Raw genomic sequence first — 26341 nt, forward strand, 5'->3', positions numbered from 1 at the left:
ATGGTGCACTCGACAGGATTCGAACCTGTGACCGCTCGGTTCGTAGCCGAGTACTCTATCCAGCTGAGCTACGAGTGCATTTGTTGCCGCGCATTATAGGTCGCCGAATCTTTTTGTAAAGCGCTTTTTTTCAGTAATTTCAATAACTTACCGATAAAGCCAGATTACGTCGCACTAAATAAATAATGGCGGAGAACGGGGGATTCGAACCCCCGACACCCTTTTGAGGTGTACTCCCTTAGCAGGGGAGCGCCTTCGGCCACTCGGCCAGCTCTCCGCAACACGGGGCGTATATTAACCACCTTCATCCCCGTTTGCAAACATAAAAAACGATAAAAATTAATGGCTTGGTTCGTCGTCCTTCTCTTTCTTGATACGCAGGTAAATTTCCTCTCGGTGCACCGCGACCTCTTTCGGGGCGTTGACGCCAATACGCACTTGATTTCCTTTGACGCCGAGCACGGTCACGGTGATTTCGCCATCGCCAATAATCAGGCTCTCTGCGCACCGACGAGTCAGAATCAGCATACCTTTCTCCTCACGCAATTCAGTTCAGGGACAACAGTCTGCAAAAAAAGGCGTAGGCCCTACGAACCGAAACGGTCGCAGCCTACAAGCCTAGTATTGACCAGCGCGAGCAAAAGAACAGTTTTGGAGCGCGCCTTTCAGAAAAACAAAGGGCGCGGTAAACCGCGCCCCAAGACAACGCCTTACTCGCCCTGTCGGGCAGCAGCGTCGAGTTCGAAAGCCGTGTGCAGGGCGCGCACGGCCAGCTCCAGGTACTTCTCTTCGATGACCACGGAAACCTTGATTTCCGAAGTAGAGATCATCTGGATGTTGATGCTTTCCTTGGCCAGGGATTCGAACATACGGCTGGCCACGCCTGCGTGAGAGCGCATGCCGACACCGACGATCGAGACCTTGGCGATCTTGGTATCACCCACCACTTCCCGGGCACCAATCTCGTCAGCAGTCTTTTTCAGCACCGCTTCAGCGGCCTGGTAGTCGTTGCGGTGCACGGTGAAGGTGAAGTCGGTGGTGTTATCGTGCGCGACGTTCTGCACGATCATGTCGACTTCGATGTTCGCGGCACTGATCGGGCCGAGAATCTTGAACGCCACGCCGGGGGTGTCTGGCACGCCACGGATGGTCAGCTTGGCTTCATCGCGGTTGAAAGCGATGCCGGAAATGATCGGCTGTTCCATGGATTCCTCTTCATCAATAGTAATGAGGGTGCCCGGACCCTCTTTGAAGCTGTGCAGAACGCGCAGCGGAACGTTGTACTTGCCAGCGAATTCGACGGCCCGGATCTGCAGCACCTTGGAACCGAGGCTGGCCATTTCCAGCATCTCTTCGAAGGTGATCTTGTCCAGGCGCTGAGCCACAGGCACCACCCGTGGGTCGGTGGTGTAGACACCATCCACATCGGTGTAGATCTGGCATTCGTCAGCCTTGAGTGCCGCCGCCAGCGCCACGCCCGTGGTATCGGAACCGCCACGGCCGAGGGTGGTGATATTGCCGTGCTCGTCCACACCCTGGAAACCGGCGACCACCACGACGCGACCGGCCTTCAGGTCGCCGCGAATTTTCTGATCGTCGATCTGCAGAATACGCGCTTTATTGTGCGCGCTGTCCGTCAGGATACGAACCTGGTTGCCGGTGTAGGACACCGCCGGCACACCCCGCTTGATCAGCGCCATGGCCAGCAAGGCGATGGTCACCTGCTCGCCAGTGGAAACGATCACATCCAGTTCGCGCGGAACCGGCTGTTGGTCGCCGCTGATTTGCTTGGCCAGATCGATCAGACGGTTGGTCTCGCCGCTCATTGCCGACAGCACAACCACCAGGTCATCGCCCGCTTCACGGAATTTCTTAACCTTGTCGGCGACTTGTTCGATTCTCTCGACAGTACCGACCGAGGTGCCTCCAAATTTCTGTACGATCAAAGCCATTTCAAAGCCGCCTCTGCCCATGAAGGGCGCCCAATAATCACTCAACAGCGACCGGAGTCGTCACTAGACGACGACCCCGGAGCACTGCCTTAAATACCCTGCTCTACAAATGCAACGGTTTGGGCCAGTGCTGCGTCCAGCGCGCCGGCGTCGGTGCCGCCGCCTTGCGCCATGTCCGGACGACCACCACCCTTGCCGCCCACTGCCGCAGCGGCCTGCTTCATCAAATCACCGGCTTTGAGTTGGCCAGTCAGGTCTTTGGTCACGCCTGCGACGAGAACGACCTTTTCCTCATGGACACTGCCGAGCAGGATCACTGCGCGGCCGAGTTTGTTTTTCAGTTGATCGACCAGCGCCAACAGTGCCTTGCCGTCCTGGCCATCCAGGCGCGCGGCCAGCACTTTCACGCCCTTGAGGTCCACGGCCTGGGCCGACAGATCGTCGCCCGCGGCGCTGGCAGCCTTGGCCTGCAACTGCTCGAGTTGCTTTTCCAGCTGACGGTTGCGCTCCAGCACAGCCGAGAGCTTGTCGATCAGGTTGTCACGGCTGCCCTTGATCAGGTTCGCCGCTTCCTTGAGTTGTTCTTCGGCGGCGTTGAGGTACGCCAGGGCCGCCGCGCCGGTGACCGCTTCGATGCGACGCACACCAGAAGCCACACCGCCTTCGCTGATGATCTTCAGTAGGCCGATGTCACCGGTCCGGTTGGCATGGATACCACCGCACAGCTCCACGGAGAAATCGCCGCCCATGCTCAGCACACGGACGCTGTCGCCGTACTTCTCGCCAAACAGCGCCATGGCGCCCTTGCGCTTGGCGGTCTCGATGTCGGTTTCTTCGGTCTCGACCGGTGAGTTCTTGCGGATCTCGGCGTTGACGATGTCTTCCAGCGCCTTGAGTTGCTCAGGCTTGATAGCCTCGAAATGGCTGAAGTCAAAGCGCAAGCGCTGACTGTCCACCAAAGAGCCTTTCTGCTGAACATGCTCGCCCAGTACCTGACGCAACGCGGCATGCAGCAAGTGCGTCGCCGAGTGGTTCAGCGAGGTGGCGTGACGAACCTCGGCGTCGACATGCGCGGCTACCGGAGCGGCAATCATCAGGCTGCCCGAGGCCAATACGCCGTGGTGCAGGAATGCGCCGCCGGTCTTGGTGGTGTCACGCACATCGAAACGCGAGTTGCCGGCCTGCAGGTAACCGCTGTCACCGATCTGTCCGCCGGATTCGGCGTAGAACGGCGTCTGGTCCAGCACGATCACCCCTTCCTGGCCTTCGCTCAGGATGTCGACCGACTGCCCGTCCTTATAGATAGCCACGATCTTGGCCGAACCGGTCGTGGCGGCGTAGCCGGTGAATTCGGTGGCCACGTCAACCTTGACCAGGTTGTTGTAGTCCATGCCGAAGGAGCTGGCGGAACGCGCGCGCACTCGCTGGGCTTCCATCTCGCGCTCGAAACCTTCCTCGTCGAGGGTCAGGTTGCGTTCGCGGGCGATGTCGCCCGTCAGGTCCATCGGGAAACCGTATGTGTCGTACAACTTGAACACGACATCGCCCGGTACCACGTTGCCCTTGAGCTCGGCCAAATCCTGCTCGAGGATCTTCAACCCCTGCTCCAGGGTTTTGGCGAACTGCTCTTCCTCACCCTTGAGCACGCGCTCGATGTGGGCCTGCTGGGATTTGAGTTCCGGGAAGGCCTCGCCCATTTCGGCCACCAGGGCCGCGACGATCTGATAGAAGAAGCTGCCCTTGGCGCCCAGCTTGTTGCCGTGACGGCAGGCGCGACGAATGATCCGACGCAACACATAGCCGCGGCCTTCGTTGGACGGCAACACACCATCGGCAATCAGGAAGCCGCAGGAACGGATATGGTCGGCCACCACTTTGAGCGAAGCCTGGTTGTCGTTACTGCAACCGATGGCCTTGGCCGAAGCACTCAACAGACTCTGGAACAGGTCGATTTCGTAGTTGGAGTGAACGTGCTGCAACACCGCACTGATCCGCTCCAGGCCCATGCCGGTGTCGACCGACGGCGCTGGCAACGGATGCAACACGCCATCGGCGGTGCGGTTGAACTGCATGAAGACGTTGTTCCATATCTCGATGTAGCGGTCGCCATCTTCTTCCGGCGAGCCGGGTGGGCCGCCCCAGATGTCGGCGCCGTGATCGTAGAAAATCTCGGTGCAAGGGCCGCACGGGCCGGTGTCGCCCATGGTCCAGAAGTTATCGGAAGCGTATGGCGCGCCCTTGTTGTCGCCAATGCGCACCATGCGTTCAGCCGGGACACCGACCTCTTTGGTCCAGATGTCATAAGCCTCGTCATCGCTGGCGTAGACCGTTACCCAGAGCTTCTCCTTGGGCAGGTTCAGCCACTTGTCGGAGGTCAGGAAGGTCCAGGCAAAGGTGATGGCGTCGCGCTTGAAATAATCACCGAAGCTGAAGTTACCCAGCATTTCGAAGAAGGTATGGTGACGAGCGGTATAGCCGACGTTTTCCAGGTCGTTGTGCTTGCCGCCGGCGCGCACGCATTTCTGGCTGCTGACGGCACGGGTGTAGGCACGTTTTTCCTGGCCCAGGAAGCAGTCCTTGAACTGGTTCATCCCCGCGTTGGTGAACAGCAGGGTCGGGTCGTTGCCCGGAATCAAAGAGCTGGAGGCTACTCGGGTGTGGCCTTGCTCTTCGAAGAAGCGAAGGAAGGCTTCACGGATTTCTGCGCTTTTCATTAGGTTCTTCCACGGAGGCTGCGGCCAAAGGCCTGTGCAAAACGTCAACAGACGAAGCAACGGCAAAGGGCCGCATTATATCGGCCCTTCGCGTGGGGTACAGCGTGTTTATGCGATAGAAACTGTCAATTGGGCCGCTTGGCGGGTCAGTTACGGGAAAAGTCGACGAAAGAGCGGATCACTTCGTCGATTTGCGCGGCGCTGACATCCATGTGGGTCACCATTCGCAGGCGCGGCGCGGCGCTGAGCTTAATACCACGCTCGGCGGCAAACACCCTGATGGCCTCGGCCCGCTCGCCCATCTGCACGTAGACCATGTTGGTCTGCACCGGCTCGACCTCGTAACCCGCCCCACGCAAGCCCTCGGCAAGCCGCTGGGCATTGGCGTGGTCATCGGCCAGGCGCTGGACCTGATGATCCAGGGCATACAACCCCGCCGCAGCCAGGATCCCGGCCTGGCGCATACCCCCGCCCACCATCTTGCGCAGCCGGCGCGCCTTGCCGATCAGTTCGACGCTGCCGCAGAGGACCGAGCCAACGGGAGCGCCAAGGCCCTTGGACAGGCACACCGACACCGAATCGAAATGTTGGGTGATCTCCCGGGCATCGACGTTCAACTTGACCGCGGCGTTGTACAGCCGCGCGCCGTCAAGGTGCAACGCCAGGCCGTGCTCGCGCGTGAAACGCCGGGCCCGGGCCAGATACTCCAGCGGCAGGACCTTGCCTTGCATGGTGTTTTCCAGCGCCAGCAGGCGAGTACGGGCAAAGTGGAAGTCATCGGCTTTGATCGCGGCAGCAACCTGCTCCAGGTCCAGAGAGCCGTCCGCTTGCACGTCAAGGGGTTGCGGCTGGATTGAACCCAGTACCGCCGCCCCGCCGCCTTCGTATTTATAGGTGTGAGCCTGCTGGCCAACGATGTATTCATCACCACGCTCGCAATGGGCCATCAGCCCCAGCAAGTTGCTCATGGTGCCGGTGGGTACGAACAGCGCCGCGGCAAAGCCCAGGCGCCCGGCCAGTTCGGCCTCGAGGCGATTGACGGTCGGATCTTCGCCATACACATCGTCGCCGGTCGGCGCGCTGGCCATCGCATCCAGCATGGCGGCGGAAGGTTGGGTGACGGTGTCGCTGCGAAGATCGATAACGCTCATGAATCTGGCCTCGGGTGCGGGTGGGGGGAATTCCCTTTCGAAGGTCAATTACTGCAGTCATGGCGACGATTAATCAAGACCAGTCGAAGGAAAAGATCACCTGCACCTGAAGATCTCTCAGAACACCTGTGGGAGCGAGCTTGCTCGCGATGGCGGCAGCGCATCCAACATCAATGCAATCTGAACCACCGCTATCGCGAGCAAGCTCGCTCCCACAGGGGTTATGTGTTAAAAATCCTGCGCCGCCAAAAACCATGGCGGCGAAACGTTCTCAGGGCGGGGTGCAATTCCCCACCGGCGGTAATTGCACGCAAGGTGCATAGCCCGCGAGCGCTTGGCGATACACGGCTTTTGCGGTGTAGCGTCAAGGTCAGCAGACCCGGTGTGATTCCGGGGCCGACGGTCATAGTCCGGATGAAGAGAGAACGGGATCGGCACCCAGGGGCCGTCTGCGACTGTCTGCGCGCGACGCACCCTCGAATCCCCTTCGATTCATGACGCCCTGTTTTTTACACAAACAGGAACCAGAACATGCAACCCACCGCAATCGACAGCAAAAGCAAACATCATCCGGGCGAGCGCGTCGCGTTCATCCAGGCCTGCTGGCACAAGGAAATCGTCGACCAGAGTCGTAAAGGTTTCGTCGCCGAAATGATCAATCAGGGTTATCAGGAAAGCGATATCGACTTCTTCGAAGTCGGCGGCGCCTTCGAGATCCCGCTGCATGCCAAGCTGCTGGCCAAATCTGGCCGCTACGCCGGCATCGTCGCCGCTGGCCTGGTGGTGGACGGCGGCATCTACCGTCACGAATTCGTCGCCCAATCGGTGATCAGCGGCCTGATGCAGGTTCAGCTGGAAACCGAGGTGCCGGTGTTCTCGGTCGTACTCACTCCCCATCACTTCCACGCTGGGGAAGAACATCAGAAGTTCTTCTTTGAGCATTTCGTGCACAAGGGCCAGGAAGCGGCGAAGACCTGTGCCGATACCCTGCACAAGACCCGGGCGTTGCGGCGTAGCGAACAGCGGGCGGTAGCGGTTTAAAAGCTGCAAAAAAACTGTGGGAGCGAGCTTGCTCGCGATAGCCGAGTGTCAGTCACTTTCAGGATTGACTGAAACACCGCTATCGCGAGCAAGCTCGCTCCCACATTGGTTTTGTGGGGACTTCAGATCAGGTTTTCGTCCGTCGCCGGCACGATCAGGATCCCGGCCCGCAAACCATTCTTCACCTTGGGGTTGGGGAAGATGATCCGGGCGCCCTCTTCTTCGATCACCCAGCGGGTCTGGGCAATGTCTTCGGCCAGCACATAACCTTTTCCAAGCTCCGAGAAGTTCTCGATGTCCGCCGGTAGGTTCAGGCGGAAACTGTCGCTGTGCTTGATGATTTCCCGCGCGACGCTGAACAGTTGCAGGCCGTCCAGACTTTCGTCCGATTCGGGCTCGCTGCCTTCAATGATCTGCTGTAGACGGGTTTCCAGCAGACTGACGTTGACGCCGTCGTTTTCCCCGAACGGCCGGGCCTTGCCCAGTTCCAGGGTGAAAGACTCGGCACCCAACTGGTCATAGGTGTAGGCGCTGAACACAATGGACGGTTTGTTCTGCAGCAGCACCGCTTCCATGCCGGCGGCGCGCAGCCGCGCCAGTTCACGGCGTGAATGCCGGCGACCTTCCTTCCACGGATACAAGGCAAATTGCTCGATCTTCGAACCCCGGATGGCGGTGTGCAGGTCGTAATGCAAGCGACTGCGGTCCGGCACGCTGAAGAAACTGGCGGCCAACCGCTCCAATTCGCACGCCCGCAACGCCTCGGCGCCGCCGCTCAACTCATGGCGACCATTGAACAACCGATTGACGTCCTGCTCGACAAAACGCTCTCCGCGACGAATGGCCTCGGGATTGCCGAACAGAAACAGAATGCGTGCCCGTGGCTTGAGATCCCCACGGGCGATGTCGTGCAGCAACCGATCAAGCAATTCGATCGGTGCGGTTTCGTTGCCGTGGATACCGGCTGACAGCAACAGGTCCTGGCCATTGTCCCGGGCCTGGGGCGGCTTGACCTCCAGCGCGCCCTCGCTCAGCCAGCGCATCCGTACGCCCTCGACAGTCAGTTGAGTCTTCTCCGCCGGTTCACGGCCGGCGAGGGTCAGTTCAAGCAATTTGCCGAGGGCGAGCATAGCGCGGCTCCTTAATGGTCGTGGCCGCAATCCGGGCCATGGACATGATCATCGTCGCCCATGTCGGCCGGTTCCATTTCCAGTTGCAGGCTCACCAGGTTGGTCGCCAATGGGCGCAACAACAGGTTGGCGTATTCCTCATCGCCTTCTTCGACATCGACACCGATCAGCAACTGACCGCGGCCGTCCTGCTGGATCCACAGCTCTTTGCCCTGCCACATGACCGCAACGCGGGTGCAGGAGGTTTCCAGTTGGGTGCCGTCGGTGTCTTCAAGGATCAGTTGCAAGGTATCGCTCATGTTTTTACGTTCTCGTCGGGGGAAAAAGGCAACGCGCCCTGCTTTGACTGTAGTCAGGTCGCGCGCGCTTTCAATTGATCTGGAAAGGATAAACCGCGCCAAGTTTAAGGATTTGTGTCAGCTCATCCAGTGCCGCCCGGCATTCGAGCAGCAACTGCGGGTCTGCCAGGTCGTTTTCGGTCATGCGATCGCGGTAGTGACGCTCGACCCATTGGGTCAGCGAATCGTACAACGGCGCGGTCATGATAACCCCTGGGTTGACGGCGGCCAGCTCGGTTTCATTGAGGGCCACGCGCAGCCTCAGGCAAGCCGGGCCACCGCCGTTCTGCATGCTTTGCTTGAGGTCGAAGACCTTCACTTCGCCGATCACCCCGCCAGAGCCCGTCAGGCCTTGCAGGTACTGCCAGACGCGTTCGTTGCCGCGGCACTCCTCCGGCACGATCAACAACATCGAGCCGTCGGGACGCGACAGCAACTGGCTATTGAACAGGTAGGAACGTACCGCGTCATCGACGGTAACCGCCGAACGCGGCACGCACACCGACTGAAATTTCCCACCGACCTTGGCGAGTTTGCTGCTCAGCTCGGCCAGCATCCGGTCGGTCTCGAGAAACGCATCCTCGTGATAGAACAACACTTCGCCGTTGCCCACCGCGATCACATCATTGTGGAACACGCCCTGGTCGATCACCGATGGGTTCTGTTGGGCGTAGACCACGCCCTCCTCCCTCAGACCATGCAGACGAGCGACCGCTTGAGAAGCTTCCAGGGTCTGGCGCGCCGGGTACTTCTGCGGCGCGGGAAAACGGGTATCGAAGGCGCTGCGGCCGAACACGAAGAATTCAACACCGGCCTCGCCGTAGGTCCGGCAGAAACGCGTGTGGTTGGCCGCGCCTTCGTCGCCGAACTGCGCCACCGCTGGCAGCGCGGCGTGGTGGGCGAAGTGCTGCTGATCGGCAAACATCGCCCCCAGTACGCGACTGGTGGTCGGGTGTTCAATGCTGCGGTGGTATTTGCAGTTCAGGTTGGCGGCAGTGAAATGCACGCGGCCGTCAGCCGTGTCGGCGCTTGGGCTGACAGTGGCGGCGTTGGCCACCCACATGCTGGAGGCCGAGCAACTGGCGACCAGCAGCGGCATCGCTTCTTTGGCAGCCTGCTGAATGACCTGGGCATCGCTGCCGGCAAAACCCAACCGACGCAGGGCCGCCACGTCGGGACGCTCCTGTGGCGCCAGCACACCTTGCTGGAAGCCCATGTCCATCAGCGCTTTCATTTTCGCCAGGCCCTGCAACGCCGCTTCCTTGGGGTTGGAAGACTGTTGGCTATTGCTCTGGGACGCGACGTTGCCGTACGAGAGCCCGCCGTAGTTGTGGGTCGGCCCCACTAGACCGTCAAAGTTGACTTCATAGGATTTCATCAGCGAGGCTCCACGAGAATCTGTTTTTTATAGGCATCAAGTAACAACCGCAGCGCGGCCATCGCGAGCAAGCTCGCTCCCACAGGGTTTTGCGCAATCCTTTGTGGGAGCGAGCTTGCTCGCGATTGGGGTTCACACCATGCTCACGCCGGGAGTAAGGGCAGCCGGCATGACAAGGCTTGGTGTCTCCAGGGAAGCCACCGGATACGCACAATAGTCGGCTGCGTAATAGGCACTGGCGCGGTGGTTGCCCGAGGCCCCAACACCGCCGAACGGCGCGCTGCTGGCCGCTCCCGTCAGTTGCTTGTTCCAGTTGACGATGCCGGCACGGCTCTGCAGCCAAAACTGCTGGTAGCGCTCCTGGGAATCCGACAGCAGACCTGCAGCCAAGCCATATTGGGTGTTGTTGGCCTCGGTGATTGCCGCGGCGAAGTCCGCGTAGCGAATCACCTGCAACAACGGCCCGAACAGTTCTTCATCAGGACGCTCGGCTACCGTCGTCACATCCAGGATGCCCGGTGTCAGCAACGCAGCCTGGGCTTGCGGTTGGGTCATGGTCAACAGCGGCACGGCGCCCAGGCCCAGCAAATGGTTCTGCGCGTCCATCAGCGCCTTCGCTGCGGCCAGGGAAATCACCGAGCCCATGAACGGCGCCGGTTGCTGATCAAAAGCGCCGACTTCCAGCGTCGAGCTGACCGCCACCAGGCGCGCCAGCAAGGCATCGCCCCACGCCCCTTCGGGCACCAACAGGCGGCGCGCGCAGGTACAGCGCTGCCCGGCAGAAATGAAGGCCGACTGAATGATGGTGTAGACCGCCGCGTCGACGTCCGCCACCTCATCCACCACCAGCGGATTATTACCGCCCATTTCCAGCGCCAGGATCTTGTCCGGGCGCCCGGAAAACTGTTGATGCAACAGGTTACCGGTGCGGCTGGAGCCGGTGAAAAACAACCCGTCGATGCCCGGATTGGCCGCCAGGGCGATACCGGTTTCCCGCGCGCCTTGCAGCAGGTTCAGCACGCCCGCCGGCAGGCCGGCCTCGACCCAGCACTTGACCGTCAGCTCAGCGACTTTCGGGGTCAGTTCGCTGGGTTTGAACAACACGGTGTTGCCCGCCAACAAGGCCGGGACGATGTGACCGTTGGGCAAATGGCCGGGGAAGTTGTAAGGGCCGAACACTGCCACCACACCGTGGGGCTTGTGCCGCAGCACAGCGGTAGCGTCACCCAGGGGGCCGCTTTTTTCGCCGGTCCGCTCGCGGTAGCTCTGAATCGAAATGGCGACCTTGTTGACCATGCTGGTGACTTCGGTGGTCGCTTCCCACAACGGCTTGCCGGTTTCTTCACCGATGCAGTGGGCCAGTTCATCGGCGTGGCTCTTCAAGGCAGCGGCAAACGCTTCCAGCACCTGGATACGCTCATCCAGCGAACGGCGGGCCCAGTCCGGGAAGGCCTGACGCGCGGCCTGCACCGCCGACTCCACCTGCGCCGCCGTGGCGCCATTGCCAGACCACAGCACTTGCTGGGTCACCGGGTTCAACGACTCAAAGAGATCACCCTGACCTTCCAGCCAGCTTCCAGCGATGTACAGCGACTTCATTATTTCGATTCCCGAGCAGCGGACAACGCAACGGCGCGCACCTGATCGCCGGCGTTGAGTTGAAGACGTTTGGCAGTCAGCGGATCAACCACCAGGGTGCCCGCGGCCAAGCGCGCCGGTGCAGCAGTGATGCGGCAGTCTTCGCGTTTGCGGTTATGCATGATGAACGGCGTGGCGTCGTCGCCCGGCGTGCCGATGGCCAATACCAGTGCCTGGCTGTCGCGGATCGCGCGGATCTTGCCGGTTTCACATTCAACGGCCGGGCCGGCGTCGAAGATGTCGACGTAACCCTGGTAACTGAAACCTTCGCTCTTGAGCATCGACAGCGCCGGCTCCGTGTCGGGATGAACCTGGCCGATCACCGCCCGGGCATCCTCCGACAGGAAACAGGTGTACAGCGGGAACTTGGGCATCAGCTCAGCGATGAAGGCCTTGTTGCCCACGCCGGTCAGGTAGTCGGCCTGGCTGAACTCCATCTTGAAAAAGTGTCGCCCCAGGCTTTCCCAGAACGGCGAGCGGCCTCGGTCATCGGACATGCCACGCATCTCGGCGATGATCTTGTTGCCAAACAGGTTCGGGAATTCGGCGATGAACAGCAGCCGCGCCTTGGCCAACATGCGGCCATTGAGGCCAGTGCGGTAGTCGGCATGCAGGAACAGCGAACACAGCTCGGAGTTGCCGGTCAGGTCGTTGGCCAAAAACAGCGTCGGGATTTCCCGATAGATGTTCAGCTCCTGGGAGGCGCTGACCGTCAGGCCGACCCGGAAGTTGTACCAGGGCTCGCGCAGCCCAACGGCCCCGGCGATGGCTGAGATGCCCACCACACGACCGTCGTCGTCTTCGAGCACGAACAGGTAGTCCGCATCGCCACGTCCGGCTTCGCCGCGAAAAGTCTTCTCGGCCCAGCCGACCCGATGAGCCAGGCGCTCCTCGTTGGCCGGCAAGGTGGTCAGGCCGGTGCCGGTGCTGCGGGCCAGGGCAATCAGAGCGGGTAAATCGCTGCTGCGTACGGGACGAACGATCATGCTATCTCCTCAAACGGGCCGCTTGCGCCACCCGCGAAACTTCGCTGTAAGGCGTTAAACCGCCACCAGGCGCACGCTGGCACCCTCACCGACGCCCAAGGCTTCGGCCGCTTCCATATCCAGGGTCACCGGTTTGCCGGGCGCGTAGTCAAGCTCCAACAGAACGGCGCGGTAATCCTGCAACTGGGCGTTGGCCACCAGGTATTGCCGGCCGGCGCCCTTGACGGGCTCGCCGAGCTTGACCGGCACCACGCGGCTCTGGGCAATCGAGCGGATCCCCGAGACACGGGCATGCAGAGTCGGGCCACCGTCAAAGATGTCGATGTAATGATCGGTCTCGAAACCCTCGCGCATGAGGATGTCGAAAGTGATCTGCGCACGCGGATGGACCTGGCCCATGGCTTCCTGGGCGGCGTCCGGCAACAGCGGCACGTAGATCGGGTAATGCGGCATCAGCTCGGCGAGGAAGGTGCGGCTCTTCAGCCCGCACAGGCGCTCGGCGGCAGCGTAGTTGAGGTCGAAGAAGTTGCGACCGATGGCGTCCCAGAACGGCGAGTCGCCATTTTCATCGCTGTAGCCGACGATCTCGGTCACCACCGAATCGGCAAAGCGCTCCGGATGGCTGGCGACGAACAGCAGGCGCCCTCGCGAATTGAGTTCCGACCAGGGCGAACCGACCAATTCCGGCACCACATAGAAGCTGGTCAGCAAGCTGTTGCCGGTCAGGTCGTGGCACTGGGAAAGCACGTGGATCTTGTTGTGGATCTTCAGCTCACGGGAGGCGTGAACAAACGTCTCGTTGCGAAAGCTGTAGAACGGCTCGGAATAACCGGCCGAGGCAACGATGGCCGAACAGCCCGCCAGCTTGCCGGTCGCGGTGTCTTCAAGGACGAAGAAATAGCTTTCTTCGCCGTTGAAGCTGACTTCGGCGGCAAACGAGGCTTCACTCGCGGCGATCTTGTCGCTCAGGCGTTCCACGTCATCCGGCAAGGAAGTGACACCGATCGGACTGTCCGCAGCCAGACGCTGTACCTCGCCCAGATCCGCCATTTGTGCGGGGCGCATCACCAGCATGGTGTCACTCCTTTACTTGAAATAAATGGTTCGACCGAAGGGTCGATACACAGAAAAATAACTAAACGACACGCTGACCCGCATTGCATCTGCGGCGGTCTTCGATTTTTCAGCCGCTGCAAGACTCCTGTGGGAGCGAGCTTGCTCGCGATAGCGGTGTGTCAGTCAACATCAATGCTGACTGATCCGGCACCATCGCGAGCAAGCTCGCTCCCACAAGGGGTCCGGCTCAGCCTTAGGCTTGCGTCAGCTTCGCCGCGGCCCGCTCGAAGCGGTCCAGGCCGGCATCGATGTCGGCATCTTCGACCACCAGGCTCGGCGCGAAACGAATCACGTCCGGACCTGCCTGCAGGATCATCAGGCCTTCCTGTTCGGCGGCGTTGAAAATGTCCTTGGCCTTGCCTTTCCAGGCGTCGTTCAGCACACAGCCGATCAGCAGCCCCAAACCACGCACCTGGGTGAACAGGCCGTATTTCTCGCCGATCTGCTCCAGCCGAGCCTTGAACTTGCGGTGCTTGGCTTTGACGCCTTCGAGCACTTCAGGCGTATTGACGGTATCGATCACCGCTTCGGCCACCGCACACGCCAGCGGGTTGCCGCCATAAGTGGTGCCGTGGGTGCCGACCACCAGATGCTTGGCCAACGCTTCGGTGGTGAGCATTGCCGCGATCGGGAAACCACCGCCCAGGCTCTTGGCGCTGGTGAGGATGTCCGGGACCACGCCGTAATGCATGTAGGCGAACAGGTGGCCGCTACGGCCCATGCCGGTCTGCACTTCGTCGAATACCAGCAGCGCGTCGTGGGCATCGCACAAGTCACGGGCACCTTGCAGGTAACCCAGCTCCGCCGGCAATACGCCGCCCTCGCCCTGGATCGGCTCCAGCACCACGGCGCACGTCTTGTCCGAAATGGCCGCTTTCAAAGCCGCCAGGTCGTTGTAAGGGACGTGGGTAATACCGGTGATTTTAGGACCGAAACCGTCGGAATACTTCGATTGCCCGCCCACGTTCACGGTGAACAGCGTACGGCCGTGGAAGCTGTTGAGCGCGGCAATGATTTCGTACTTCTCGCTCCCGAAACGATCGAACGCGACGCGACGGGCCAGCTTGAAGGCGGCCTCGTTGGCTTCGGCGCCGGAGTTGCAGAAGAAAGCCCGCTCGGCAAAGGTTGCATTGACCAGTTTATGGGCCAGGCGCAGGGCCGGCTCATTGGTAAAGACGTTGGACACATGCCACAGCTTGTTCGCTTGTTCGGTCAGGGCGGCGACCAGTTTCGGATGGGCGTGTCCCAATACGTTGACCGCGATACCGCCGGCGAAGTCGATCAGTTCGCGACCGGACTGGTCCCACACGTGGGAACCGGCGCCACGCACAGGGATGAAAGCAGCAGGCGCATAGTTGGGGACCATAACCTGATCGAAATCGGCGCGTTGTACGGCGGCTTGCTCAACGGACATCGGAGTCTCCTGAAGAGGAACACCCGCCTGGAACTGGCGAGCGATGAGGGGATTGTAAGGACAGTTTTCAGCCCGGCCTTGTCGCCAAGCGACAACTTCTTATAGCGCCAACCCCCGTTTTTAGCGGGTTTATGGCAATGCGACAAATAGCGTCGCAAAGGCGCAGTTTAAACGTTGTCGCGGGATTTTAGGCGTTGGCTTCTACATTTCCCTGGCCATGCAAAACCTTGTGGCGAGGGGATTTATCCCCGCTGGGTTGCGAAGCAACCCTAAAGCAGGCAATTCGGTGTGCCAGATAGATTGGGTTGACTGTCTTGGGGTTGCTTCGCAACCCAACGGGGATAAATCCCCTCGCCACAGGGTTACATACCCCCGCCCTTACAGAGGAGGCGCCGGCCCTAGCCGCGTTCGGACGGCACCGATGACAATTCGAATGGGCTGCTGCTGCGCCGCTGGTTGCGGTCTTCCCGGGGCGTGGCGCCGAAGAAGTTGCGATAGGCGCTGGAAAAATGCGGCCCCGAGGAGAAGCCGCAGGACAGGCCGATCTGAATGATCGACTTGCTGGTCTGCATCAGCATCTGCCGCGCCTTGTTCAGACGCAGTTCCAGGTAGTACTGGCTCGGCACGCGATTGAGGTATTGCTTGAAAATCCGCTCCAACTGGCGACGGGACACGCACACATGCTGGGCAATTTCGTCGGTGGTCAGCGGTTCTTCGATGTTGGCTTCCATCAACAGCACGGCCTGGGTGAGCTTCGGATGGCTGGAGCCCAGACGGTTCTGCAACGGGATACGCTGGCGCTCGCCCCCTTCGCGGATGCGCTCGACCACCAGTTCTTCCGAGACCGCGCCGGCCAGTTCCGCGCCGTGATCGCGCGCCAACACAGCCAGCAGCAGATCGAGCACCGACATGCCACCGCAAGCGGTCAGGCGATCGCGGTCCCAGTCAAACAGATGGCTGGTGGCAATGACCTTGGGGAAACGCTCGGAAAAGTCGTCCTGCCAGCGCCAATGCACGGCGGCGCGGAAACCATCGAGAAGACCCAGTTGGGCCAACGGGTAGACACCGGCGGACAAACCGCCAATCACACAACCGGCACGCACCAGCTGTTTGAGCGCGCTGCTCAGCGGTGGCGCAAGAGCGGTCGGGGGTTCGTCAGCCAGCAGAAACAGCTTCTGGAAACCTTCAAGCTTGCCGGCCCAGGGTTCGCCCGGTAGCTGCCAGGCGCCTTCGGTCTGCGGCTCGGCCTGCAAAAACGACAATTCGTAGACGACATCCGGATGCACCCGCTGAGCAACACGCAAGGCCTCCTCGGCCAGCGCCAGCGTCAAGGCTTTAGTGCTGGGCCAAATCAGGAAACCAATTCGATGGGCAGTCATGGTGGGCAATCCGAAGCGAAAACAGTGTTAAAGCCAAAAGCGGCTGCAACCAAATTAGACCATCTGGCGCGCGATGCGCAGCATGACCTGAATCAGGTGCGTAACGGGAGCGATTACTTGAGGCTGCCCGAAAGAAATTGTTGCAGCCGCTCCGATTGCGGATTGACCAGCACTTCGCGCGGATTGCCGCTTTCTTCAACGATGCCTTTGTGCAGGAAGATCAGTTGGTTCGACACTTCCCGGGCAAAGCCCATTTCGTGGGTCACCACCACCATGGTCCGGCCTTCCAGCGCCAGGGCCTGCATCACTTTGAGCACATCACCCACCAGTTCCGGATCAAGGGCCGAAGTCGGCTCGTCGAACAGCATGACTTCCGGCTCCATCGCCAGCGCCCGGGCAATCGCCACGCGTTGCTGTTCACCGCCGGACATATGGCCCGGGTAGGCGTCCTTGCGATGCGCCACGCCGACCTTGTTCAGGTAGTGCTCGGCCTTGTCGCGCGCCTCGGCCTTGGCTACGCCCAGCACATGCACCGGCGCTTCCATGATGTTTTCCAGCGCGGTCATGTGGGACCACAGGTTGAAATGCTGGAACACCATCGACAGCCGCGAACGCATGCGCTGCAGTTGCTTGGGGTCGGCGGCCTTCAAGGCACCGTCCTTGCCAGCCACCAGTTTCAGCTCTTCGTTGTTGAGCAGAATCTTGCCGGCATGGGGTTGCTCAAGCAGGTTGATGCAACGCAGGAAGGTACTTTTGCCCGAGCCACTGGAGCCGATGATGCTGATCACATCGCCGGCGGCGGCCTTGAGGGACACACCCTTGAGCACTTCGTGACTGCCATAGCGTTTATGCAGGTCTTGGACTTCGAGCTTGTACATGCGGTCGGTTCTCACAAAACGTCAGTCGTTGAGCAGTCGATCGGATCGATGCGTTATCAGTGCTTGCGCGGGGCCAGGTAACCCAGCCAGCGGCGCTCGGCCAGCTTGAACAGGCGCACCAGGATAAAAGTCAGGCACAGGTAGAAAACGCCGGCCGTGATGTAAGCCTCGAACGGCAAGTAGTACTGCGCATTCACCGTGCGCGCGGCACCGGTGATGTCGATCAGGGTCACGATGGAGGCCAGGCTGGTGGTCTGCAACATCATGATCACTTCGTTGCTGTACTGCGGCAGCGCCCGGCGCAGGGCCGATGGCAGCAGGATCCGGCGATACAACTTGTAGCGTGACATGCCCATGGCCTTGGCCGCCTCGATCTCACCGTTAGGCGTGGCGCGCAGGCTGCCGGCGATGATTTCGGCGGTGTAGGCGCTGGTATTGATGGCAAAGGCCAGGCAGGCACAGAAGGTCGCGCTGGACAGCCACGGCCAGAGGAAGCTCTCGCGTACGGCTTCGAACTGCGCCAATCCGTAGTAGATCAAAAACAGCTGCACCAGCATCGGCGTGCCGCGAATCACATAGGTATAGAGCCAGGCGGTCATGTTGATGACCGGCTGCTTGGACACCCGCATCAGCCCCAGGGGCAACGCCGCCAGCAGACCGAAGAACAGCGACAGGGCCAGCAGCTTCAAGGTGGTCAGCAGGCCGCTGAAGTACAGCGGCAAGGCTTCGTAGATGACGTTGTAGTCGAAGATCATAGATCAGCCGCCCTTATGCCTACCGAGTAGCGCTTCTCGAGTTGACGCAATGCCAGCAGCGAGACACTGGTAATCACCAGGTACATTGCCGCCACTGCCAGGAAGAAGGTGAAAGGCTCGCGGGTGGCATCCGCCGCCTGCTTGGCCTTGAACATCATGTCTTGCAGGCCCACCACCGAAATCAGCGCCGTGGCCTTGGTCAACACCAGCCAGTTGTTGGTGAACCCCGGAATCGCCAGGCGAATCATCTGCGGCACCATCACCCGGAAAAACACCTGGAACCCACTCATGCCATACGCCATGCCCGCTTCGGCCTGCCCTTTGGGGATAGCCATGAATGCACCGCGAAAGGTTTCCGACAGGTACGCACCGAAGATGAACCCCAGGGTACCGATGCCGGCCGCCAGCGGGTTCAGGTCGATGTAATCGTCATAACCGAGCATCGGCGCCACGCGATTGAGCAGGTCCTGGCCGCCATAGAAAATCAGCAGGATCAGCACAAGGTCGGGAATGCCGCGAATGACCGTGGAATACAGGTCACCCAGCCACGCCAGCCAGCGCACTGGCGAGAGGCGCAACGCGACGCCGATCAGCCCCAGGACAATGGCCAGGGCCATGGACGACAAGGCGAGCTCAAGCGTCAACCATGCGCCATCGAGGATGACAGCCCCGTAGCCTTTCAACATGATTCAGATCCTCGAGAGTGGGATGAAAAAATGGCGCAAACCGCAGAGATCCTGTTGCTTGCGCCATTTCGCACGAGTGGCGGGACGTTGTTACTGGCCGTAGATATCGAAGGCGAAGTACTTGTCCTGGATTTGCTTGTATTTGCCGTTCTCGCGAATGGCGGCAATCGCGCCGTTGATCTTGTCCTTGAGGGCATCACCCTTGCGAACCGCGATGCCTACGCCGTCACCGAAGTATTTGACGTCGGTGAAGGCCGGGCCCACGAACGCAAAGCCCTTGCCGGCGTCGGTCTTGAGGAAACCGTCATCCAACAGGGTAGCGTCTGCCACGGTGCCGTCGAGACGGCCGGCGGACAGGTCCAGGTAGATTTCATTCTGCGAACCGTACGGCTTGATCTCGGCACCCAGCGGGGCCAGGACTTCACGGGCGAAGCGCTCGTGGATCGAACCGCGCTGCACGCCGACGTTCTTGCCCTTGAGCTCGGTCAGGCCCTCGCTGATCTGAGTGCCGGCCTTCATCACCAGACGAGCCGGGGTGTTGTAATACTTGTTGGTGAAATCAACAGACTTCTTGCGATCTTCAGTGATGGACATGGAAGACAGGATCGCGTCGATCTTGCGCACCTTGAGCGCCGGGATCAGGCCGTCGAATTCCTGCTCGACCCACACGCACTTGACCTTCATCTCTTCGCACAGTGCATTGCCGATGTCGTAGTCGAAACCGACGATACTGCCGTCCGGGGCCTTCGAGGCGAACGGAGGGTAAGCCGCTTCGATACCGATTTTCAGGGGCTTTTCTGCGGCGAATGTCGACAGGGACAGCACGGACAGTGCCAGGGCGCCAAGCAGCACAAGTTTCTTCATCTTGGGACTCCATCGGGAAAGGGCAAAAACGGCAGAGTGAGCAACAGCCCAATATGCGAATGGGTGGAACGAACTTTAGTGCTGCGTCCTAAGAAAGCGTGCGTCAATTCAACGCAGCTCACGACGAGCGAGTGATCGGCATTCTAACGACAGGCCCGAAGCCGATATTTCTTCAATGCGACAACAAATTACAGAAGCACAGAAAACTCGACCCGAGCGCATTGACAGCCCCGCAAATTCATGCAAGAGCAAAAGAAAGGAAACCGACCTATGCTGCAAATTGCGGGCCCATTATTCGCAAACCCTTCTAATCCGGCAAGCACAGCGTGTCACCTTGTTTTCCAAGACGCCTGGATCCGCCCTATAACGGGGCTTCGCGTTTCACATCGCCCCGTTGTGGCGCCTTTGGTTACACATTCCGAAACACCGGTAACGTTCAGCCCCCTCCTACTTTAAACGCCGATATTTATTCATCCATCGAACCCGTGGCGAGGGAGCTTGCTCCCGCTGGGCTGCGCAGCAGCCCCAAAGCCAGGCACAGCGGTCGTTCAGTCATACCGCATTGGCCGGTTTACGACTGCTGCGCAGCCGAGCGGGAGCAAGCTCCCTCGCCACAAAGGCACCACACGTCAAACTCTCCTGGCGTTAGCGACCATAAAAAACCCCGCTCGGCAAAACCGGGCGGGGCTTTTCGGTGTTACGGGTTACCGTCAGGCGACGTTCATGGTCTTGTGCGTCTCGATCAGATGCGCCACCACACCCGGATCAGCCAAGGTGGAGATATCACCCAGCCCATCGTATTCCGCCGTGGCGATCTTGCGCAGGATGCGGCGCATGATCTTGCCGGAACGGGTTTTCGGCAGGCCCGGGGCCCACTGGATCACGTCTGGCGAGGCAATCGGACCGATCTCCTTGCGCACCCAGTTCTTCAGTTCCAGACGCAAGGCCTCGCTGGTTTCTTCGCCGGCATTGAGGGTCACGTAGACATAAATGCCCTGCCCCTTGATGTCGTGCGGCACACCCACCACCGCCGCTTCGGCGACTTTCGGGTGGGCAACCATGGCGCTTTCGATCTCGGCCGTGCCCATGCGGTGGCCGGACACGTTGAGCACGTCATCCACCCGACCGGTGATCCAGTAGTAGCCGTCCTCGTCACGACGCGCACCGTCACCGGTGAAGTACATGCCGCTGAAGGTCTTGAAGTAGGTATCGACAAAGCGGTCGTGGTCGCCGTACAGCGTGCGCGCCTGGCCTGGCCACGAATCGAGGATCACCAGGTTGCCTTCGGCCGCGCCTTCCACCAGATTGCCAAGGTTGTCCACCAACGCTGGCACCACGCCGAAGAACGGACGCGTGGCCGAACCCGGCTTCAACGCCGTGGCACCCGGCAATGGGCTGATCAGCACGCCACCGGTTTCGGTCTGCCACCAGGTGTCGACGATCGGGCAACGCTCCTTGCCGACATTCTTGTAGTACCAGTCCCAGGCTTCCGGGTTGATCGGCTCGCCCACCGAACCCAGCAGGCGCAGGCTGCTGCCATCGGCACCTTCGACGGCGGCGGTGCCCGAGGCCATCATCGCGCGGATGGCGGTCGGCGCGGTGTAGAGAATATTGACCTTGTGCTTGTCGATGACCTGGGCCACACGGGTGATGTCCGGGTAGTTCGGCACGCCTTCGAACAGCAGCGTGGTCGCGCCATTGGCCAACGGGCCGTAGACGATGTAGCTGTGGCCGGTGACCCAGCCGACGTCGGCGGTGCACCAGTAGACTTCGCCCGGTTTGTAGTCGAACACGCGCTCATGGGTCAGGGCCGCATAGAGCAGGTAACCGGCGGTGGTGTGCTGCACGCCCTTTGGCTTGCCGGTAGAACCGGAGGTGTAGAGGATGAACAGCGCCTCTTCAGCGCCCATTTCCTTCGGCGCACAAACGGTACCGGCCACCTTCATCAGGTCTTCGTACCAGATGTCACGGTGCTGGTTCCACTTGATGTTGCCAGCCGTGCGCTTGCACACGATGACTTTCTGGATGCTGCTGGTTTCCGGATTGGTCAACGCATCATCGACGTTGGCCTTGAGCGGGATCTTCTTGCCTGCACGAATGCCTTCGTCAGCAGTGATCACCACTTTGGATTTGCAGTCGATAATCCGACCGGCCAGTGCTTCCGGCGAGAAACCGCCGAACACTACCGAGTGAATCGCGCCGATCCGGGTGCAGGCCAGCATGGCGACCACGGCTTCGGGGATCATCGGCATGTAGATCGTCACCACGTCGCCTCGATGCACGTCCTGGCCGCGCAGGGCGTTGGCGAACTTGCAGACTTCTTCATGCAGCTCGCGATAGGTGATATTGCGGCTCTCGGCAGGGTCATCGCCCTCCCAGATGATCGCAATCTGATCGCCGCGCTCGGCCAGATGACGGTCGAGGCAGTTGTAGGAAACGTTCAAGGTGCCATCGGCAAACCACTTGATGTCGACATGGTGATCGTCGAAGGACGTCTGCTTCACCGTGGTGAAAGGCTTGATCCAGTCGAGGCGCTTGGCCTGCTCGCGCCAGAAACCATCCGGGTTGACCACCGACTGCTGGTACATGGCCTTGTAGGTCGCCTCGTCAGTCAGCGTGTTAGCCGCTACCTCGGGACGAACGGGATACAGAGAAGCCGCACTCATCTTTCTTACCTCGGTGACATAGTTGTTTTTGTATGTACCCGTTGTAGCCGGGGCGAGCCTATAGAACCATTCGACGATGGTAGTAACAAGTCCCTACAAAATGTCGGTACTAACGTGCAAACCCCTGCCAGCAGGCCTTTTCCTGTGTGGGAGTGGGCTTGCTCCTGAGGGTGGTGGATCAGTTTGCATTGATATTGACTGACACACCGCCATCGCGAGCAGGCTCGCTCCCACAATTGATCTCCACTGAACGCTTGCTTTGTGTCCAACGCCGCTCCCCTGTGGGAGCGAGCCTGCTCGCGATAGCGGCGGCACATCCAACATCGATGGCACAGACAGCCACCGGACTCTGCAACGATTATTACCAGATCAACCAACAGTGTTTATCAAAACCCGGTCTTTTTGCGATTACCCCCACCCCCTAAAATCCACCTCGCCAACCGGCAAACACGATTAACGCAACACAGCCCCCACGAAGGCCGTTAATCCAACTCCCAAAACCTGTTCCACACGCAGCCCCAAAAAGGTTGCGTGACCCCACTCGACCTCAAAAAAGGTGAAACAGATGAAAGCTTTATGGGTTCTGGTCCTCGCTGGCCTTAGCGTCACCGCGATGGCAGATGAGGTCCCGACCGACGTTGCACAGCAAAAACCAGCCATTGAGGAGTACACCTACTCCACCCACCTGGACATCGCCAAAGTCATCTCCATGAGCGACATCCCGAACGTCTGCGAAGTGGTCCCGGCCAAGATGGAATACGACGACTCCAAAGGCCAGCGCCACATCCTGCGCTACAGCGTCATGGGCACCGGCTGCTCCAACGGCTGATCAACTTAAACGAACCAGGAGCAACCTCCATGAAAACCAAACTGATCCTTGCCTTGACCCTGTCCGTCCTGGCCGCCCAGACCTTTGCCGCCGACGGTTATGACCGCACCGGCTCCGCTGTCGCTGAAGACGGTTACGACCGAACCGGTTCGGCCACCGTTGCCGAGGATGGCTACGACCGCACCGGCTCCGCTACTGTCGCTGAAGATGGCTATGACCACACCGGTTCGGCACATATCGGTTGATCATAAATGGCATTTTCCATAGCCCGATTTTGATCGGGCTTGGTTGTGTCTGTAACCATCAAAAAGCCCTTGCAAACACAACATGTAGTGCAAAACCTCAAAAAACGCTCGTTTTTTGATCAAAAAATACCGTCACCCGACCCATGCAAAAAAAATCTTCAGCGGCCAAAGCCTTGTAAACCCTTGCTCCCACGCGGATATACCGCCCGCGACCTCCTCCGTGGGCTATTTCGCCGCAGCACGTAGGCAAAAAAGTCCTTATAATGCCGCCTTAAACGGGCCTGCAATATTCCCTTACAGGGAGTCAAACCAGCCTGAAGCCCACGCAGAGGCCCATTGCCTCCTCGCGCTCACAGCCGCTTCAGAACGACCCGTACATTTTTCTGTTTATTGCCTGCGTCAGCTGCTGCAACAAACGATTTTCCAAGATCCACCGCGGCCAGTAGGCCTTCAACGGGCATCTGGCCCTCACGCAGGAGACAACACGTCATGCTGAGCTGGGACGAATTCGACAAAGAAGACGGCGAAGTCGCTGTAAAAGGCGCCAACGCCGGCCACGCTTCTGAAGCCAACATGGACCGCCTCGACAGCGCCGGCGGTGCCGCCGCCCTCGAAGCCCGGGCCGTGACGGCCAGCGACTCGGCCGCGATCATTCGCGCCAAGGCCGCCCTCGACAAACTCGACGTCGCCGAAGGCCTCGCCGAACTCGAAGGCGCCTCCGCCCGTGTCGCCGTCGATGAAAAGCGCATGATCAACTGCCGCGCCGACCTCAACCAGCTCGTGCCATTCAAATACGACTGGGCCTGGCAGAAGTACCTGGACGGCTGCGCAAACCACTGGATGCCGCAAGAAGTCAACATGACCGCCGACATCGCCCTCTGGAAAACCCCGGAAGGCCTGACCGACGACGAGCGCCGCATCGTGATGCGCAACCTGGGCTTCTTCTCCACCGCCGACTCCCTGGTTGCCAACAACCTGGTCTTGGCCGTGTACCGCCTGATCACCAACCCCGAATGCCGCCAGTACATCCTGCGCCAGGCGTTCGAAGAGGCGATCCACACCCACGCCTACCAGTACTGCATCGAATCGCTGGCCATGGATGAAGGCGAAATCTTCAACATGTACCACGAGATCCCATCGGTCGCGAAAAAAGCCGCCTGGGGCCTGAAATACACCCGTTCGATCTCCGATCCGAAGTTCGAAACCGGCACCCCGGACACCGACAAGGAATTGCTGCGCAACCTGATCGCCTACTACTGCGTTCTGGAAGGCATCTTCTTCTACTGCGGCTTCACCCAGATCCTCTCCATGGGCCGCCGCAACAAAATGACCGGCGTCGCCGAGCAGTTCCAATACATCCTGCGCGACGAATCCATGCACCTGAACTTCGGCATCGACGTGATCAACCAGATCAAAATCGAAAACCCGCACTTGTGGGATGCCGAGATGAAGGAAGAAGCGACCCAGATGATCCTGCAAGGGACTCAGTTGGAGATCGAATACGCGCGCGACACCATGCCTCGCGGCGTGCTGGGCATGAACGCGGCGATGATGGAGGACTACCTCAAGTTCATCGCTAACCGTCGCCTGTCGCAGATTGGTCTGAAGGAAGAGTATCCAGGGACGACGAACCCGTTCCCTTGGATGAGCGAGATCATGGACTTGAAGAAAGAGAAGAACTTCTTTGAGACTCGGGTGATTGAGTATCAAACGGGTGGGGCGCTTAGCTGGGATTGATTCGAAAGAAAAATCTTAGGCTGCACGCTTAAATAAAAACCCCGTGAAAACGGGGTTTTTTGTTTTCTATAAGAGCCGATATCGCGTTTAACTTCAGGGCAGCCAAGCAACCTTTGCTCTACGAAAAACTCAGAATCGTTGCGCATTGGTGGCGGAAAGCTTCTCGGATTTTGCGAGGGTTTTGAGATTCCATCAGAAGCCGTCGTCCGTTGTTCAGGCGGCGGTTTTTTGTTGGTGATATGGAATTGGGGCTGCTACGCAGCCAGCGGGAGCAAGCTCCCTCGCCACGGGTTGGTGTCAGGTCACAGGTTATCGGCAGGCTTGATGGCCGGGGGATTTTGGGCATCGCGAGCAGGCTCGCTCCCACAGTTTTTGGTGGTGTGCTGAAACTTTGAGTGCAACCGGCCCTGCCCTTCGCTATTAATACATTTCCCCCTCCTGGACCCGAGCCCCGATGAAATTCGACCTCGCCTACTGCCTCAGCCTCGACGACAAGCTGTCGATCTATGACGTGCGCGATTTGAATTTCGACGAGACAGTGGCGTTCGATTCCGCGAAGGAACAGTTTCAATGCCCCAACGATGCCTGTCGGGCGGCGTTTGATGCGGCGAATGTGTTGGGGACGTTCAACGCCAAGAACGTGAATTACGTGCGCACGCCGCACTTCAAGAACATCCCCAGCACGCGGCATATCGAGGGTTGTCCTTATGTCAGCCTGAAGACTCCGGCGTCAGGCCTGGAGACGGAGGGCGGGGAAACGGATGACGGTCCGGAGGAGCATTTTCCGTCGGAATTATTGCTGACTCGGCGTGAGTATGTGCGCAAGCCATCCGGCCCGACGGTGGCGGCGGACGTTCTGCGCGATGAGCGAGAGCCTTCAGCCGCCAGTCATGTCGAGCACCCGAGCCGGGATTCAGCGCCGGACAAGACCAGCGTCTTCGCCCATCCGGTGGAGTGTTTTGTGTCGAACTTTGCGGACAGGGAACTGCTCAAGCGCATGCCGCTGAAGATTGGCGAGCACACGGCGCCCTATGGATCGTTCTTCAAGAAGATCGAGTACCTGCTGGACAACAAGGGGCTGATTTACTGGGGCAAGATCAAGGAGATCAAGGATTACACCCAGAGCTTTCGCATCGACTTCGAAGCAAAGGTCTGGTTCAAGCAACCGGACGAGGCGAAGAAGAAGCCTTACTCGGTGAACGTTTACCTGAGCAAGAAGCTGATCGACAACTACCGCAAACGCAAAGCGTTTCTGGAAGAGATCAAGCACGCCATCGAGAGTGACGCGCCATTGTATTGCTTCTTTTATGGCGTGACGCCGGAGCTGAAACAGGTGCCGAGCAAGAAAAACCCCGAGCAGACGTTCGGGGTGTTCAGCGCCAATATCGAGAACCTGGATCACTTCATCATTCGGGAAGCGCAGGGGTTGGCTGGCCAATAGCTA

22 protein-coding genes, 2 tRNA genes and 1 riboswitch are annotated in these 26341 nt (G+C 59.8%); of the genes, 5 read left to right on the forward strand and 19 right to left on the reverse strand.

All coding sequences use genetic code 11. From position 1 onward, the window contains the following. Position 1: 1 nt before the first annotated feature. The 6 genes from T3A99_RS01425 to ltaE all read right to left on the reverse strand — a co-directional run bounded on the left by T3A99_RS01425 (position 2) and on the right by ltaE (position 5817). Positions 2-78, reverse strand: a tRNA-Arg gene (locus T3A99_RS01425). A gap of 108 nt (positions 79-186) precedes the next feature. After that, a tRNA-Ser gene (locus T3A99_RS01430) sits at positions 187-277 on the reverse strand. A gap of 62 nt (positions 278-339) precedes the next feature. Beyond that, a complete protein-coding gene (gene csrA / locus T3A99_RS01435) occupies positions 340-528 on the reverse strand; it encodes a carbon storage regulator CsrA (protein WP_003178872.1) in 189 nt (62 codons plus the stop codon). A gap of 182 nt (positions 529-710) precedes the next feature. Continuing rightward, positions 711-1952 carry an aspartate kinase gene (locus tag T3A99_RS01440; RefSeq protein ID WP_047228775.1) on the reverse strand — a complete coding sequence of 414 codons (1242 nt, stop codon included), beginning with the start codon at positions 1950-1952 and terminating at the stop codon, positions 711-713. Positions 1953-2041: 89 nt separating this feature from the next. Continuing rightward, complete coding sequence (gene alaS, locus T3A99_RS01445) at positions 2042-4666, reverse strand: alanine--tRNA ligase (RefSeq protein WP_322833876.1); 2625 nt, start codon at positions 4664-4666, stop codon at positions 2042-2044. 146 nt (positions 4667-4812) lie between these two features. After that, a complete protein-coding gene (gene ltaE, locus T3A99_RS01450; protein ID WP_322833877.1) occupies positions 4813-5817 on the reverse strand; it encodes a low-specificity L-threonine aldolase in 1005 nt (334 codons plus the stop codon). 263 nt (positions 5818-6080) lie between these two features. Then, positions 6081-6248: riboswitch (FMN riboswitch) on the forward strand. A gap of 100 nt (positions 6249-6348) precedes the next feature. Here ltaE and T3A99_RS01455 point away from each other — a divergent pair. Continuing rightward, positions 6349-6858 carry a 6,7-dimethyl-8-ribityllumazine synthase gene (locus tag T3A99_RS01455; RefSeq protein WP_047228778.1) on the forward strand — a complete coding sequence of 170 codons (510 nt, stop codon included), beginning with the start codon at positions 6349-6351 and terminating at the stop codon, positions 6856-6858. Positions 6859-6980: 122 nt separating this feature from the next. On the opposite strand, the gene astE is transcribed toward T3A99_RS01455, so the two are convergent. The 13 genes from astE to acs form a co-directional block, all read right to left on the reverse strand. Then, positions 6981-7988, reverse strand: coding sequence for a succinylglutamate desuccinylase (astE, locus tag T3A99_RS01460; RefSeq protein ID WP_316912108.1), 1008 nt, complete (start codon positions 7986-7988; stop codon positions 6981-6983). 11 nt (positions 7989-7999) lie between these two features. Continuing rightward, positions 8000-8287, reverse strand: a complete 288-nt coding sequence (locus tag T3A99_RS01465; protein WP_047228780.1) for a hypothetical protein — start codon at positions 8285-8287, stop codon at positions 8000-8002. 70 nt (positions 8288-8357) lie between these two features. Continuing rightward, complete coding sequence (gene astB, locus T3A99_RS01470) at positions 8358-9704, reverse strand: N-succinylarginine dihydrolase (RefSeq protein ID WP_076383739.1); 1347 nt, start codon at positions 9702-9704, stop codon at positions 8358-8360. 132 nt (positions 9705-9836) lie between these two features. Further along, positions 9837-11306, reverse strand: coding sequence for a succinylglutamate-semialdehyde dehydrogenase (gene astD, locus T3A99_RS01475; protein WP_322833895.1), 1470 nt, complete (start codon positions 11304-11306; stop codon positions 9837-9839). Continuing rightward, positions 11303-12328 (reverse strand): arginine N-succinyltransferase, encoded by a 1026-nt coding sequence (astA, locus tag T3A99_RS01480; protein WP_076383737.1) that lies wholly within the window; start codon positions 12326-12328, stop codon positions 11303-11305. Before astA ends, astD begins: the two co-directional genes overlap by 4 nt. Before the next feature lie 54 nt (positions 12329-12382). Then, the gene (gene aruF, locus T3A99_RS01485; RefSeq protein WP_047228784.1) at positions 12383-13402 is read right to left on the reverse strand and encodes an arginine/ornithine succinyltransferase subunit alpha; all 1020 of its coding nucleotides are present in this window, start codon (positions 13400-13402) and stop codon (positions 12383-12385) included. Positions 13403-13637: 235 nt separating this feature from the next. Beyond that, positions 13638-14858 (reverse strand): aspartate aminotransferase family protein, encoded by a 1221-nt coding sequence (locus T3A99_RS01490; RefSeq protein ID WP_092392986.1) that lies wholly within the window; start codon positions 14856-14858, stop codon positions 13638-13640. Between the two features lie 398 nt (positions 14859-15256). Beyond that, complete coding sequence (gene argR / locus T3A99_RS01495; RefSeq protein ID WP_047228786.1) at positions 15257-16237, reverse strand: transcriptional regulator ArgR; 981 nt, start codon at positions 16235-16237, stop codon at positions 15257-15259. Positions 16238-16350: 113 nt separating this feature from the next. Further along, positions 16351-17115, reverse strand: coding sequence for an ABC transporter ATP-binding protein (locus T3A99_RS01500; protein WP_322833878.1), 765 nt, complete (start codon positions 17113-17115; stop codon positions 16351-16353). A 56-nt stretch (positions 17116-17171) separates the two neighbouring features. Beyond that, positions 17172-17870, reverse strand: coding sequence for an ABC transporter permease (locus T3A99_RS01505; protein ID WP_047228788.1), 699 nt, complete (start codon positions 17868-17870; stop codon positions 17172-17174). Beyond that, positions 17867-18556, reverse strand: a complete 690-nt coding sequence (locus T3A99_RS01510) for an ABC transporter permease (RefSeq protein WP_047228789.1) — start codon at positions 18554-18556, stop codon at positions 17867-17869. Before T3A99_RS01510 ends, T3A99_RS01505 begins: the two co-directional genes overlap by 4 nt. A 90-nt stretch (positions 18557-18646) precedes the next feature. Continuing rightward, positions 18647-19420 carry an ABC transporter substrate-binding protein gene (locus tag T3A99_RS01515; protein ID WP_047228790.1) on the reverse strand — a complete coding sequence of 258 codons (774 nt, stop codon included), beginning with the start codon at positions 19418-19420 and terminating at the stop codon, positions 18647-18649. Positions 19421-20130: 710 nt separating this feature from the next. Beyond that, entirely contained in the window at positions 20131-22086 is a 1956-nt protein-coding gene (acs, locus tag T3A99_RS01520) for an acetate--CoA ligase (protein WP_047228791.1), read from the reverse strand. A gap of 565 nt (positions 22087-22651) precedes the next feature. Here acs and T3A99_RS01525 point away from each other — a divergent pair. The 4 genes from T3A99_RS01525 to T3A99_RS01540 all read left to right on the forward strand — a co-directional run bounded on the left by T3A99_RS01525 (position 22652) and on the right by T3A99_RS01540 (position 26338). Further along, positions 22652-22915, forward strand: a complete 264-nt coding sequence (locus T3A99_RS01525) for a DUF2790 domain-containing protein (RefSeq protein WP_274089912.1) — start codon at positions 22652-22654, stop codon at positions 22913-22915. A gap of 29 nt (positions 22916-22944) precedes the next feature. After that, complete coding sequence (locus T3A99_RS01530; RefSeq protein ID WP_047228793.1) at positions 22945-23160, forward strand: hypothetical protein; 216 nt, start codon at positions 22945-22947, stop codon at positions 23158-23160. A 489-nt stretch (positions 23161-23649) separates the two neighbouring features. Then, entirely contained in the window at positions 23650-24897 is a 1248-nt protein-coding gene (locus tag T3A99_RS01535; protein WP_025215114.1) for a ribonucleotide-diphosphate reductase subunit beta, read from the forward strand. Positions 24898-25351: 454 nt separating this feature from the next. Beyond that, positions 25352-26338 carry a hypothetical protein gene (locus tag T3A99_RS01540; RefSeq protein ID WP_274089913.1) on the forward strand — a complete coding sequence of 329 codons (987 nt, stop codon included), beginning with the start codon at positions 25352-25354 and terminating at the stop codon, positions 26336-26338. The last annotated feature ends 3 nt before the right edge of the window (positions 26339-26341 follow it).

Source organism: Pseudomonas sp. N-137 (assembly GCF_034555295.1).
Lineage (GTDB): Bacteria > Pseudomonadota > Gammaproteobacteria > Pseudomonadales > Pseudomonadaceae > Aquipseudomonas > Aquipseudomonas rhizophila.

Bases quoted from the DNA above. Each gene is read 5' to 3' on its own strand.
- alaS (WP_322833876.1), bottom strand. From the start codon at position 4,666: ATGAAAAGCGCAGAAATCCGTGAAGCCTTCCTTCGCTTCTTCGAAGAG.
- T3A99_RS01515 (WP_047228790.1), bottom strand. From the start codon at position 19,420: ATGAAGAAACTTGTGCTGCTTGGCGCCCTGGCACTGTCCGTGCTGTCC.
- T3A99_RS01465 (WP_047228780.1), bottom strand. From the start codon at position 8,287: ATGAGCGATACCTTGCAACTGATCCTTGAAGACACCGACGGCACCCAA.
- astA (WP_076383737.1), bottom strand. From the start codon at position 12,328: ATGATCGTTCGTCCCGTACGCAGCAGCGATTTACCCGCTCTGATTGCC.
- T3A99_RS01440 (WP_047228775.1), bottom strand. From the start codon at position 1,952: ATGGCTTTGATCGTACAGAAATTTGGAGGCACCTCGGTCGGTACTGTC.
- T3A99_RS01500 (WP_322833878.1), bottom strand. From the start codon at position 17,115: ATGTACAAGCTCGAAGTCCAAGACCTGCATAAACGCTATGGCAGTCAC.
- argR (WP_047228786.1), bottom strand. From the start codon at position 16,237: ATGACTGCCCATCGAATTGGTTTCCTGATTTGGCCCAGCACTAAAGCC.
- T3A99_RS01530 (WP_047228793.1), top strand. From the start codon at position 22,945: ATGAAAACCAAACTGATCCTTGCCTTGACCCTGTCCGTCCTGGCCGCC.
- T3A99_RS01525 (WP_274089912.1), top strand. From the start codon at position 22,652: ATGAAAGCTTTATGGGTTCTGGTCCTCGCTGGCCTTAGCGTCACCGCG.
- T3A99_RS01510 (WP_047228789.1), bottom strand. From the start codon at position 18,556: ATGTTGAAAGGCTACGGGGCTGTCATCCTCGATGGCGCATGGTTGACG.
- acs (WP_047228791.1), bottom strand. From the start codon at position 22,086: ATGAGTGCGGCTTCTCTGTATCCCGTTCGTCCCGAGGTAGCGGCTAAC.
- ltaE (WP_322833877.1), bottom strand. From the start codon at position 5,817: ATGAGCGTTATCGATCTTCGCAGCGACACCGTCACCCAACCTTCCGCC.
- csrA (WP_003178872.1), bottom strand. From the start codon at position 528: ATGCTGATTCTGACTCGTCGGTGCGCAGAGAGCCTGATTATTGGCGAT.
- T3A99_RS01535 (WP_025215114.1), top strand. From the start codon at position 23,650: ATGCTGAGCTGGGACGAATTCGACAAAGAAGACGGCGAAGTCGCTGTA.
- T3A99_RS01455 (WP_047228778.1), top strand. From the start codon at position 6,349: ATGCAACCCACCGCAATCGACAGCAAAAGCAAACATCATCCGGGCGAG.
- T3A99_RS01540 (WP_274089913.1), top strand. From the start codon at position 25,352: ATGAAATTCGACCTCGCCTACTGCCTCAGCCTCGACGACAAGCTGTCG.
- astB (WP_076383739.1), bottom strand. From the start codon at position 9,704: ATGAAATCCTATGAAGTCAACTTTGACGGTCTAGTGGGGCCGACCCAC.
- astE (WP_316912108.1), bottom strand. From the start codon at position 7,988: ATGCTCGCCCTCGGCAAATTGCTTGAACTGACCCTCGCCGGCCGTGAA.
- aruF (WP_047228784.1), bottom strand. From the start codon at position 13,402: ATGCTGGTGATGCGCCCCGCACAAATGGCGGATCTGGGCGAGGTACAG.
- T3A99_RS01505 (WP_047228788.1), bottom strand. From the start codon at position 17,870: ATGATCTTCGACTACAACGTCATCTACGAAGCCTTGCCGCTGTACTTC.
- T3A99_RS01490 (WP_092392986.1), bottom strand. From the start codon at position 14,858: ATGTCCGTTGAGCAAGCCGCCGTACAACGCGCCGATTTCGATCAGGTT.